The organism is Halopseudomonas sp. MFKK-1, assembly GCF_027474385.1.
GTDB classification, from domain to species: Bacteria; Pseudomonadota; Gammaproteobacteria; order Pseudomonadales; family Pseudomonadaceae; genus Halopseudomonas; species Halopseudomonas aestusnigri.
Genome location: NZ_CP114836.1, coordinates 1,765,828 through 1,777,500, shown reverse-complemented (window position 1 = coordinate 1,777,500; position 11,673 = coordinate 1,765,828). Strand labels below are relative to the sequence as shown.

At 58.8% G+C, this 11,673-nt stretch carries 11 protein-coding genes (1 of these 11 only partly in view); 4 read left to right on the top strand and 7 right to left on the bottom strand.

Features of this window, described 5'->3' with window-relative positions:
- From pssA to O5O48_RS08250, 4 genes are all read right to left on the bottom strand, one after another.
- Window positions 1-752, bottom strand: partial view of a CDP-diacylglycerol--serine O-phosphatidyltransferase gene (gene pssA / locus O5O48_RS08265; protein ID WP_269688599.1) — the 5' portion only. Its footprint begins 79 nt before the window's first position; the window shows 752 of its 831 coding nt (coding positions 1-752); it begins with the start codon at window positions 750-752; its stop codon lies off the left edge, out of view.
- A gap of 126 nt (window positions 753-878) precedes the next feature.
- Complete coding sequence (gene ilvC / locus O5O48_RS08260; protein ID WP_088276446.1) at window positions 879-1,895, bottom strand: ketol-acid reductoisomerase; 1,017 nt, start codon at window positions 1,893-1,895, stop codon at window positions 879-881.
- 49 nt (window positions 1,896-1,944) lie between these two features.
- Window positions 1,945-2,436, bottom strand: a complete 492-nt coding sequence (ilvN, locus tag O5O48_RS08255; RefSeq protein WP_088276445.1) for an acetolactate synthase small subunit — start codon at window positions 2,434-2,436, stop codon at window positions 1,945-1,947.
- 1 nt (window position 2,437) lies between these two features.
- Entirely contained in the window at window positions 2,438-4,168 is a 1,731-nt protein-coding gene (locus tag O5O48_RS08250) for an acetolactate synthase 3 large subunit (protein WP_088276444.1), read from the bottom strand.
- Between the two features lie 414 nt (window positions 4,169-4,582).
- On the opposite strand from O5O48_RS08250, the gene O5O48_RS08245 reads away from it, so the two are divergent.
- A complete protein-coding gene (locus O5O48_RS08245) occupies window positions 4,583-5,017 on the top strand; it encodes a DUF4124 domain-containing protein (RefSeq protein WP_233048350.1) in 435 nt (144 codons plus the stop codon).
- Here the strand turns inward: O5O48_RS08245 and O5O48_RS08240 are convergent.
- The 3 genes from O5O48_RS08240 to mrcB form a co-directional block, all read right to left on the bottom strand.
- Window positions 5,008-5,334, bottom strand: coding sequence for a YqcC family protein (locus O5O48_RS08240; protein ID WP_269688598.1), 327 nt, complete (start codon window positions 5,332-5,334; stop codon window positions 5,008-5,010). The genes O5O48_RS08245 and O5O48_RS08240 overlap by 10 nt on opposite strands.
- 20 nt (window positions 5,335-5,354) lie before the next feature.
- Entirely contained in the window at window positions 5,355-6,029 is a 675-nt protein-coding gene (locus O5O48_RS08235; protein WP_269688682.1) for a tetratricopeptide repeat protein, read from the bottom strand.
- Window positions 6,030-6,093: 64 nt separating this feature from the next.
- Window positions 6,094-8,421, bottom strand: a complete 2,328-nt coding sequence (mrcB, locus tag O5O48_RS08230; protein ID WP_269688597.1) for a penicillin-binding protein 1B — start codon at window positions 8,419-8,421, stop codon at window positions 6,094-6,096.
- Between the two features lie 123 nt (window positions 8,422-8,544).
- Here mrcB and O5O48_RS08225 point away from each other — a divergent pair, with 123 nt between their 5' ends.
- The 3 genes from O5O48_RS08225 to O5O48_RS08215 all read left to right on the top strand — a co-directional run bounded on the left by O5O48_RS08225 (window position 8,545) and on the right by O5O48_RS08215 (window position 11,542).
- Window positions 8,545-10,089, top strand: a complete 1,545-nt coding sequence (locus O5O48_RS08225; protein WP_269688596.1) for a bifunctional aminoglycoside phosphotransferase/ATP-binding protein — start codon at window positions 8,545-8,547, stop codon at window positions 10,087-10,089.
- 200 nt (window positions 10,090-10,289) lie between these two features.
- Window positions 10,290-10,571: a TfoX/Sxy family protein gene (locus O5O48_RS08220; RefSeq protein WP_228246891.1), complete on the top strand. Its 282-nt coding sequence runs from the start codon at window positions 10,290-10,292 to the stop codon at window positions 10,569-10,571.
- Window positions 10,572-10,744: 173 nt separating this feature from the next.
- Window positions 10,745-11,542 carry a cyclic nucleotide-binding domain-containing protein gene (locus tag O5O48_RS08215; RefSeq protein WP_228246890.1) on the top strand — a complete coding sequence of 266 codons (798 nt, stop codon included), beginning with the start codon at window positions 10,745-10,747 and terminating at the stop codon, window positions 11,540-11,542.
- Window positions 11,543-11,673: the final 131 nt, after the last annotated feature.

Below are 11,673 nucleotides of genomic sequence, written 5' to 3'. Positions count from 1 at the left end.
AAGATTGCCCACAGTATCCGCGATGGGTCAGACGAAATGATCGCGAACCCCAGCACCACCACCAGAATGACAAAGAACGGAACCCGCCCCTTGAAGTCCAGATCCTTGAAGCTGTAGTAGCGGAAGTTACTGACCATCAGCAAGCCGCCTAGCGCAGTGAGTATGCCAACCAACAGAGCAATATCGTTGCCGTCAACACCGAAGTCACTCAGTGACCAGACCATGCCGGCGACGAGCCCCGCCCCCGATGGGCTCGGCAACCCGGTGAAGTAACGCTTATCGTCATCACCAATATGCGTATTGAAGCGAGCCAGACGCAGTGCAGCACCCGCTACGTAGATGAACGCAAACACCCACCCCACCTTACCCAAATCAGTCAACGCCCAACTGAACACAACAACAGCTGGGGCGATGCCGAAAGCGACCATATCCGACAACGAGTCGTACTCGGCACCAAAGGCACTCTGGGTGTTGGTCAGACGCGCAACGCGGCCGTCCAGGCCATCAAGCACCATGGCAATGAAAATGGCGACCGCCGCATGGGTGAAGTTGCCGTCCATTGCACTGACAATGGCGTAAAAGCCGGAAAACAGCGCCGCCGTGGTAAACAGATTGGGCAGCAGATAAATTCCTTTGTGACGGATCTTACGACCGTCTGGCCCTGACACCTCTTCGACGTGCTCATCAATCGGCAGCAGCGCGTGTGCACCTTCTACCTCGGTGTCATGGTCTTTGATTTGATGTTCTGTCATAGAGTTACCTTGCAACATTGCCGGGCTGAACAGTGTGGCAATTTGACAAACAAATAACCAGTTCAGCTCCGCGTTCGGACATAAAAAAACGCGGCTTGAAAGCCGCGTTTTTCATTATCGCTCGACTTAGTTCTTGGACTTGTCGACGATCTTGTTCGAAGCAATCCACGGCATCATTGCGCGGAGCTTCTCACCCACCTGCTCGATCGGGTGTGCCGCGTTGTTACGACGGGCAGCAGTCATCGACGGATAGTTGTGAGCACCTTCAGCGATGAACATCTTGGCGTACTCACCGTCCTGAATACGCTTCAGGGCATTGCGCATGGCTGCACGGGACTCATCGTTGATAACTTCCGGGCCAGTCACGTACTCACCATACTCCGCGTTGTTGGAGATGGAGTAGTTCATGTTGGCGATACCGCCTTCGTACATCAGGTCGACGATCAGCTTCAGTTCGTGCAGACATTCGAAGTAGGCCATTTCCGGCGCGTAGCCTGCCTCAACGAGCGTTTCGAAACCGGCCTTGACCAGCTCGACAGCACCGCCACACAGAACAGCCTGCTCACCGAACAGGTCGGTTTCGGTCTCATCCTTGAACGTAGTTTCGATGATGCCGGTACGACCGCCGCCCACACCGCTGGCGTAGGACAGCGCAACGTTCTTGGCATTGCCGGACGCGTCCTGGAAGATCGCGATCAGGTCAGGAATACCGCCGCCCTTGACGAACTCCGAGCGCACAGTATGGCCCGGCGCTTTCGGTGCGATCATGATGACGTCAAGGTCAGCACGCGGAACGATCTGGTTGTAGTGGATAGCAAAGCCGTGAGCGAAGGCCAGGGTAGCGCCCTGCTTCAGGTTGGGCTCAATCTCGGCCTTGTACAGCTGAGACTGGAATTCGTCCGGGGTCAGGATCATGACAACGTCAGCTGCTGCAACAGCGGCCGGCACATCGCTGACCTTCAGGCCATGGGCCTCAGCCTTGGCGATGGAGCTGGAACCAGGACGCAGGCCAACAGTTACATCGACGCCGGAGTCTTTCAGGTTGCAGGCGTGCGCGTGGCCCTGCGAACCGTAGCCGATGATGGCAACTTTCTTGCCCTGGATGATGCTCAGATCACAATCTTTATCGTAATAGACTTGCATGAAATTCCCCTGCTTACTGAGCGGGCCATCTGGCCCGCAACCCATTAGTTTAGATACTCAAAACCTTTTCACCGCGGGCGATACCCGATACCCCAGTGCGCACAACTTCCAGTACCGACGTCGGACCGATGGCCTCGACAAAGCTGTTCAGCTTGTCGCTGGTTCCAGTCAGCTGCACGGTATAGACACTCGGTGACACATCCACGATCTGACCGCGGAAGATATCAGTCGTCCGCTTGACCTCGGCACGCTGAGCGCCGGTAGCCTTGATCTTGACCAGCATCAACTCGCGCTCAATGTGGGCACCTTCGGACAAGTTGACCAGCTTCACCACTTCGATCAGCTTGTTGAGGTTCTTGGTGATCTGCTCGATCACCTCATCCTGACCGACGGTTGTCAGCGTCAGGCGCGACAAGGTCGGATCTTCAGTCGGCGCAACCGTCAGCGTCTCGATGTTGTAGTTGCGCTGCGAAAACAGACCAACCACCCGAGAGAGCGCGCCTGGCTCGTTTTCCAGAAGAACGGAAATGATGTGTCTCATGTCAGGTGCGCTCCGTTTTGCTCAGCCACATATCACGCATCGCGCCACCACGAATCTGCATCGGGTAGACGTGCTCACTGGTATCAACCGCAATGTCCAGGAAGACCAGTCGATCCTTCATGGCAAACGCTTCAGCCATCTTGCTCTTGAGCTCCTTCGGATCAGTGATGCGAATACCCACGTGACCATAGGCCTCGGCCAGCTTGACGAAGTCCGGCAGCGAATCCATGTAGGAGTGCGAATAGCGACTGTTGTACTGCATGTCCTGCCATTGGCGGACCATGCCGAGCGCACCGTTGTTCAGATTGACGATCTTGACCGGCATGTCGTACTGCAGGCAGGTCGAGAGCTCCTGAATGTTCATCTGGATACTGCCTTCGCCGGTAACACAGGCGACGGTGGCCTCCGGAAAATTCAGCTGCACGCCCATGGCTGCCGGAAAGCCGAAGCCCATGGTCCCCAGGCCGCCGGAGTTGATCCAGCGATTGGGCTTGTCAAAGCGGTAGTACTGCGCCGCGAACATCTGGTGCTGGCCAACGTCAGAAGTGATGAAGGCATCGCCTCCAGTGACTTCCCACAACGCCTCGATCACGGCCTGGGGCTTGATGATGCTGCCGTCACCCTTGTCATAGGGAAACAGCGCGCCATCGCCGCGCCACTCGTCGATCTGCTTCCACCAGGTTGCCTGCGCATCAGGATCGGGTGTTTCACCGATCTCCTTGAGGATCGCAACCATCTCGGTCAGCACGCTCTCGACCGGACCGACGATCGGAATATCGGCCTTGACCATCTTGGAGATAGACGCCGGATCGATATCGATATGAATAATCTTGGCGTTCGGGCAGAACTTGGAAGAGTCCTCACCGTTGATGACGCGGTCATCAAATCGTGCGCCGACCGCCAGGATTACATCCGCGTGATGCATTGTCAGGTTGGCGGTGTAGCTGCCATGCATACCCAGCATGCCGACAAACTGCCGATCGGTGCCAGGGAATGCGCCCAAGCCCATCAGCGTGTTGGTAACCGGCACATTCAGCGCCTTGGCCAGCTCGGTCAGAGGAGTTGATGCTCCACCCAGAATGACCCCGCCACCGGAGTAGATGACCGGACGCTTGGCCGCCAGCATCATCTCGACGGCTTTGCGAATCTGGCCGGAATGACCGCGGGTAGCCGGATTATAGGAGCGCAGCTTGACCTTCTTCGGGTAGCTGTACTCGAACTTGTCGGCCGGATTGGTCATGTCCTTGGGAATGTCGATGACAACAGGGCCAGGACGACCACTCTGAGCCAGATAGAAGGCCTTCTTGATGACCTCGGGAATCTCGCGCGGATCCTTGACCATGAAGCTGTGCTTCACGATCGGGCGGGAGACGCCGACCATGTCGGTTTCCTGGAAGGCATCGGAGCCCACCATGTTGCTCGCAACCTGACCGGAGATGACGACCATCGGAATGGAATCCATGTAGGCAGTCGCAATACCGGTAATGGTATTGGTCGCGCCCGGACCGGAGGTCACCAACACCACACCGGGCTTGCCGGTGGCGCGCGCGTAACCATCAGCCATATGGGCTGCGGCCTGTTCGTGGCGAACCAGAATATGCTCTACGTCATCCTGCCGAAAAATGGCATCGTAGATATGCAGAAGGGCACCGCCCGGGTACCCGTAGATGTATTTAACACCCTCGTCACGCAATGAGCGGACGACCATCTCAGCGCCGGATAAAAGCTCCACTTTTGAATCACCTCTAGCATGCCGACCACCAACATGGCGGGCAGCAGGATACCTGTTTACTGCTCGGCAGCGCAGAACAACGGTGGTTGTACTGCATCAGCTTTGACTACGTGCTTGGAGGCGCATTCCTGCTGTTTCGGAATCACCTCACCCAGCGCGAGGTAGCGCGTGCGGGTGCCAGGCCAGGTGGCGACGGGTTTCGCCTCCCGGAATGAGCAACAAAATCAGCCGTCACGAACGCGGGGTGTGCTCCGAAAACAGCTGACTCATGAGAACCACGAATTGTTTACACTCAAGACGTACAAGTCAAGCCAAGTTGCAGAAAACCCCTACCAAGGGATATACCTTGTCAAGAGGATCCGCACTCGGTAGCGGGCAACGCTTATTTCGCGGCAATACAAGGATGCTAGAACCATGCGCAAGTTGATGATCACCTTCCTACTGGCCCTGGGCTGCAGCAGCGCAATGGCGACCCAGCTGTACAAATGGGTCGATGAAAATGGCGTGACACAGTTCAGCCAGCAACCTCCGCCAGACAGTCAATATCAGCGCATGAACGTTGCACCCGTGCCGGAGCTGGGTGCGCCGGCGCAGCCGAACCCACCTGTGACCAGTGACAGCCCGGAGCCAGCGACAAACGATGTATCCCCGGCAGTCGATGAGGCCGCTGCCAAAGCGGAGCTTGAAGCGTACTGTGCATCACAGCGCAATCGCCTTACCACGATGGAGAACAACCCGCGACTGAGTCGCACCTTGCCGGACGGCACGGTTGAGCGCATAGGTGAAGATGAGCGACAGGCCATGATCGCCGAAACTCGCTCAGACTTGCAGAAGTACTGTCAGGACTGACGGACAGCCTCAGCCCAGCGGGCAGCAAGGTGATCGATACTGATCAGAGCAGCCAGCAGACTTTCGCGTCGACGACCGAGGTGAGCAAAAACCTGCTCACCCATCGGATGCAGCCGACACTCACCGGGCAGTGGCCGCCCCTGCTCAATGAGCATCGTTATCTGCGGTATGAGCACCCACTGCAGCCAATGCTCGAAGGCAAGAGTATCAACACAGAATGGTGCCTGACTCTCCAGGCGCCAGTCTTCCGGAGCTGTCTGCGACCAGAGCCCCAGCTCGCGAAGGACTTGCTCAAGTTCGCCAAGCGCATTGAGCAAGGCCTGTCCGGTAGCCGCACTCAAAGCGAAACGCGAGCCCGCTGACGCGCCTGTTCGGCACCAGCGCTATTGCCTTGCGCATCACGCGCCTGCGCGACCAGCTCCCAAAGCCCGGCCTGCAGGGCTGGACGGCCGGACGCGTAGGTCAGACCGCGCTGTGCCAGTTGTTCTGCCTGGGCGGCATCCCCTTGACGCAACCGCACCTGCGCCAGCCGATACAGCACCTGAGGTTCGCGCGGAGCGATGCGCATGGCTCGCTCCAGACTGGCATTGGCACCATTGAGATCACCGCTGCCTTCCTGTTGCCGCGCAGTCGTCAGCAACGCCAGCACCGGGCCGGAAAGCTGCTCATCGGGTTGCAGCACGGAGCTGCCGCCGGTACTGCTGCCAGTGCTGCTACCGGCTGTGCCTGCAGCGGCGCCGCCGACATCGGTCGAAAACACCGGCTGACTGTCCAGCGGGTAGGACTGCACGGCACTGGAGCCGCCAGCACCATCCGGAACCATCACGACCACGCCACTATCCTGCGCCGCAGAGGTTTGCGGAGAACTGCCGACGACCCTGCCCGCACCGGTGCGCATATCCTCATTGGATACCGGGCGCCCCGAATCCACTACCGGGATCGCCCCGCCCGAAACGGTACAACCGGACAGCACCGCCAGGGCGGCTGCAGTCAGTGCAGCCTGTTTAATCATCTTCACGTCTGTTCCTCTGCTGAATCATCTGAACCGGGATTCGCAACAGCATACTGAGAGCAGCTCAACGCAGCCAGTCGCGAATGGTATCCAGCACACGATTGGCACCGTCTCGAAGGACCTCGGTATCGATCACCGGCCGGCATCCCGGGCCAGGCAGTGGCTCGTAACCGGCGCGGAACGGAAACTCGACGCTGCCCTCGCAGGACGGATCGCTGCCAAGCCCGGTCGCGGGGTCAACCCAGGCCGAAACCACACCACCCGGCGGCACTGCCGACAGGCTCTGCGGATGCGCCTGCCCCATAAACGCGTTCCAAACCTGAAGCGCGCCAGTCGCACCGGTCAGTCGCGTCTGACTGTTGTCATCACGACCGATCCACGACACGGCGACCAGATCGTCAGAGAAGCCGGCAAACCAGCTGTCGCGCAGGTCATTTGTTGTGCCGGTTTTGCCCGCCAGTCGCACGTTCGCCGGCACATGGCTGTAGGCCGAACGACCGGTGCCTTCACTCATGACATGACTCATGGCTTCCTGAGTCAGGTAGATCGTCGCCGAATCAAAGCGCTGGCGCACCTCGAACGGATAACGCTTGAGCGGCTCGCCCTCGGCAGTCAGTACGTTGCGAATTGCACGCAGCGGCGTATTGAATCCGCCATTGGCGATGGTCTGAAACATATCGGCTACCTGCATGGGGGTCATTGCGCCAGACCCCAGCAGCATCGCCGGATAGGCCGGCCAGTCGTGGTCAACACCAAGCCGCCGGACAGTATTGAGCACATTGTCCACGCCAACATCCACGCCAACACGCACCGCGGCCTGATTGTAGGACTTGGCCAGGGCCATATAGAGCGGCACCTGCCCGTGGCTCTGCCGATCATAGTTCTGCGGAGACCAGGTCTTGCCGGGCTCGGCCTCAAGGGTAATCGGCTCATCGTCAATCGGAGTAATCAGCGAATAGCGCTCCGGCTTTTCCAGGGCAGTCAGATAGATCGCGGGCTTGATCAACGAGCCAATTGGCCGCGAAGCATCAAGCGCCCGGTTGAAACCGGAGAAACGCGGATTGCTGCCGCCTACCAGCGCCAGCACCTCGCCGGTCTGCGCGCCAGTCACCACCATTGCCGCTTCCAGCGGCGGTCTGTCCGGCGTCTGACCAAAGCGCTTGAGCGTCGATTGCACGGCATCTTCAGCCTTCTTCTGCAGCAACGGATCAAAGCTGGTGAAAATACGCAGCCCCTCGCTGGTCAAATCCTCATCGCGATAGTCGGCACGCAACTGACGTTTGACCAGATCCATAAACGCCGGATGACTGGTGTTGGCCATACTGCCGCCAACCGTCACATCCAGCGGCTTACCTTTGGCATCACTGGCCTGCTGCTGGCTGATCATGCCCTGCTCAGCCATCAGATCCAGAACCAGATTACGCCGGGTCATCGCCCGCTCCGGGTTGCGACGCGGATTGTAGTAGGACGCCCCCTTGACCATACCCACCAGCAGCGCGACCTGGTGCAGCTGCAGCTCCTGCAACGGTTGGGCGAAGTAGTACTGACTGGCCAGGCCAAAACCGTGTACGGCACGATTGCCATCCTGGCCCAGGAACACTTCGTTGAGGTACGCCTCGAGAATGTCTTCCTTGCTGTAGTGCAGCTCCAGCAGCACCGCCATCATGGCTTCAAGCCCTTTGCGCACGATATTGCGGTCGGCCGAGAGGAAGAAGTTTTTTACCAGTTGCTGGGTCAGCGTGCTGCCGCCCTGCTGCAAGCTGCCAGAGGTCAGGTTGACGAACATCGCACGGGCAATCCCCTTGGGCGATACGCCGAAGTGATTGAAAAAATCGCGGTCTTCCACAGCAACCAGCGAATCAACCAGATAAGGTGGCGCCTGATCCAGCCGAATCAGGATGCGATCCTCGTTGTGTGCCGGGTAGATACCGCCGATCATCATGGGCTCAAGCCGCGCCATCACCAGGTCACGATTGCCGCCAATGCTGCTGATGGTTGAACCGTTGAAGTGGACGCTGACCTTCTGCGCTGGCTCGGTGCCCTCGAAAAACTGAAAACCGCGGGTGTAGACATCGATACGATTGCTGCCCACCGCCATCTGCCCCGGCCCGTTGGCCGCATTGGTCTGCCGGTAGCCCAGCGCACGCAGTTCGGTGAGGAAGTCATCACGGGTGAGGGCACGCCCCGCGTACAGTTCCAGCGGCCGCGCGAATACCTTGGCCGGCACGGCCCAGCGCTTGCCCGAAAACTTCTCCTGCACAACCGCGTCCAGATAGACCGCGAGCGCTCCCAGCAGCACCATGCCGACCAGTCCCAACTTGAGCAGCCAACCCCATAACCGGCGCCCGCCAGTGGACTTGACCTTGCCTCGAGACCTGCGTTTTTTAGCCATCGTTGTCTGTCTTGCTCCGCATCCGTTGAACCCGCAGCCGCTGCCGCCGGTAATTGACTATGGTTGGCCTCGGACCAGCCAACCCGCATAATGTTCGCATTGCCGACCAAACAAGGAAACGTCGTGAGCCAGACCCTGTTAACTGCGCTGCAGAACCCTGACCTGTATGACCACCCGGTGAGCGGTTTTACTCTGATCGAGACCCACATTTCCTGGGTACTGCTGACCGGCGACTACGTCTACAAGGTCAAGAAGCCCGTGAACTTCGGTTTTCTCGACTTTTCCACACTGGCGCAACGCGAGCATTTCTGCCGTGAAGAGGTTCGTCTGAACCGCCGTATCGCGCCCGACCTGTACCTTGACGTCATTGCCGTCACCGGCAGCGAAGACGCACCAACCCTGGGCGGCGAAGGTCCTGCCATCGAGTACATGGTCAAGACCCGGCAGTTCCGCCAGCAGGACCTGCTGAGCAATCTGCAGCGGGACGGCGGTCTGACCAGCGCCCATATCGACGAACTTGCCCAGGTTATGGCGCGTTTTCACGGCCAGATCGAACACGCCGAACTCGATACCCCGTTCGGCGCGCCGGAGCAGGTTCATGCCCCGGTTGCCCAGAACTTTGAACAGATCCGCCCCTTCCTCAGCAGTGCACGGGATCTTGGACAGCTCGACGCGCTCGAGCAGTGGGCGAATACTACCTACCAGCGGCTGATTCCCCAAATCGCCGAACGCAAGGCCGGCGGTATGGTCCGCGAATGTCACGGCGACGTTTACCTGGATAACGTTACCCTGATCGACGGGCAAGTGACTCTGTTTGACTGCATCGAGTTCAACGAGCCCTTCCGCTGGACCGACGTCATGGCCGATGTCGCGTTCATGAGCATGGATCTTGAAGACCGCGGCCTGCACGCCCTGTCAAACCGTTTTGTCAGCGCCTATCTGGAACAGACCGGCGACTACCAGGGACTCGCAGTGCTTCACTACTACAAGGCCTACCGGGCCATGGTGCGAGCCAAGGTTGCCCTGTTCGGCCTCAACGACGGCATGACCGAGGAGCAGCGGGCCGCAACCATGCAGCGCTACTACGGCTATACCGCGCTGGCCGAAAGCTACAGCGAACTGGCGCCGCGTTTCGGCCTGCTGACCTTCGGCGTCTCAGGTAGCGGCAAAAGCACCCTGGCCGTCAAGCTGGTTGAGCAACTCGGCGCCATTCGCATCCGTTCCGACGTCGAGCGCAAACGCCTGTTCGGCGACGAAGACAATGCCAGCCTGGAGTCCGGCCTTTACAGCCCGGAACGCAGCGAACAAACATACCGGCGGCTAGCCAATCTGGCCGCCCAGATACTCGCCAGCGGCTACCCCGTGATTGTTGATGCAACCCATCTGAAGCAGAACCAGCGCGACCTGGTCCGCGATGCTATCGAAAATCAGGGCGCGCCCTGCCTGATTCTTCAATGCGAAGCACCGCAGGAAGTAATCGAACACTGGCTTGAGCAACGCCAGCAGCAAGGCGGTGACATCTCCGACGCAGGTATTGAAGTCATGCACCACCAACTGACCACCCGGCAACCGCTCAGTGACGAGGAGGCACAACTGGCTGTGCAGATCGATACCAGCAGCGAGGAAGCCATGAACAGCATTGCCGAGCAGCTTCGCCAGCGCCTTTAAGCGCTGGCCGTCGCTCGCTGTACGGATAGCCAAGGTCGATCTACACTGCAGTTCGGGATCACTAATAACAAAAGCCGAACCCGACGCCATGCCGCATATTACTCTGTGCCCGGATACCGTGCCGGGCCCATCTCGCCTTCTGCCTTTGCTGTCTTCACGTAGCACCCCAGAATCGCAACGATCCACGCGGGAGTGCCCCTATGGATACCGATGAACTGCTGGGCCTGCGCAACCTTGGAAAAACCTCGGCGCAATGGCTGCACGCCTCCGGCATCCACAGCCTTGACCAGCTCCGCCAGCTGGGGCCGGTAGAGGCCTACCGCGCCGTTCGCACGCGCGGCTTCAATGCTTCCAAGGCACTGATGTTCTCAATCGCCGGCGCCCTGCAAAACGTGCACTGGAATGAACTTGATCCGGCATACAAGCGCCAGTTGCTCGAGCAGCTTGAGGGCAGAACAGGCAGCGACACCGGCGAGGATTAAGCGACCTGGCTCACACTGGCACCGCGATCATCTTGCCCGTGTACCGGCAGCCTTTTATGTTGACGTAATGCAACCTGACTGCGCTAATGTAACGCTATCCTGCAGTGTCGGCGTCCCCGTCCGACCCCGTGATTCCGACGGCGTATCAGGGCAACAACAAAAGGAATTCAGCCATGTATCTGATAGGTGATCAGCCACCCTACGCCGAGAAGCTCATTGCCTCGCTTCAACGCATACCGGAACTTCTGCTTGAGGGGCTTGAGCCCTGCGGTGAACCGATTGAACTGGGTGCGATAGACAACCTTTACGATCACGTCAGCGGAGCTCAGCTTTATCTGCTCAAAAGCGGTCTGCTGCACGCACTGATAGATGGGAAGCCATTATTCTACATCCAGGAGGGTGACCTCATCGGCTTGCGTCAGGGCCTGAATGCGGCGCCCTGCACCTATCTGAGCGAAGAATCGCTGACTCTGATTCCCTACGACCGCGAAGCCCTGTTCAGGCACATTCACGCTGACAGCCGCCGTCAGGAGCAGTTCACCCAGTATGTGCTGGGTCAGGCCGCACTGATGTCGGATGCACTGGCACACACCAAGCAACCCGAAGTCAGGCCGGTCACAGGGTTCCAGCACTTTGCCCCGGGAGCGGAGCTGATTCGCCAGGGGGATGAGGCTGATCACGTATTCATCATCACCGAGGGTCACGCCGAAGCCTTCGTTCAGGGCATCAAGGTCGGTGACGTACAGAAAGATGAAATTTTCGGTGCCATGGCCCTGTTCACCCGCGAAAAGCGCTCCGCCACCGTGATTGCCAGCGTGCCGACCACCGTCATGATGATCCCTAAGGAACAGTTCCTCGCGCTGATGCAGAGCAATCCACGCATCGCGCACAGCCTGATTGAAAGCATGGCCCGACGCATCGACCTGATGAACAAGGAACTGACGCACTACAAGCAGCAGGCGCAGAAATAATTCTCATTTGGGCTTGACAGTCAAATGATAACGTTTATCATTAGCAACAAGTCATCGCGAGATGGCTGTGATAACAGGATTGTCGCGAGACAAACGGTTATCTCCTCATCAGGCTAATCACGGATTTCGCC

Excerpts from the sequence above, each read along its gene's own strand:
- ilvC (WP_088276446.1), bottom strand. The coding sequence starts at position 1,895 with ATGCAAGTCTATTACGATAAAGATTGTGATCTGAGCATCATCCAGGGC.
- ilvN (WP_088276445.1), bottom strand. The coding sequence starts at position 2,436 with ATGAGACACATCATTTCCGTTCTTCTGGAAAACGAGCCAGGCGCGCTC.
- O5O48_RS08245 (WP_233048350.1), top strand. The coding sequence starts at position 4,583 with ATGCGCAAGTTGATGATCACCTTCCTACTGGCCCTGGGCTGCAGCAGC.
- O5O48_RS08235 (WP_269688682.1), bottom strand. The coding sequence starts at position 6,029 with ATGATTAAACAGGCTGCACTGACTGCAGCCGCCCTGGCGGTGCTGTCC.
- mrcB (WP_269688597.1), bottom strand. The coding sequence starts at position 8,421 with ATGGCTAAAAAACGCAGGTCTCGAGGCAAGGTCAAGTCCACTGGCGGG.
- O5O48_RS08220 (WP_228246891.1), top strand. The coding sequence starts at position 10,290 with ATGGATACCGATGAACTGCTGGGCCTGCGCAACCTTGGAAAAACCTCG.
- O5O48_RS08215 (WP_228246890.1), top strand. The coding sequence starts at position 10,745 with ATGTATCTGATAGGTGATCAGCCACCCTACGCCGAGAAGCTCATTGCC.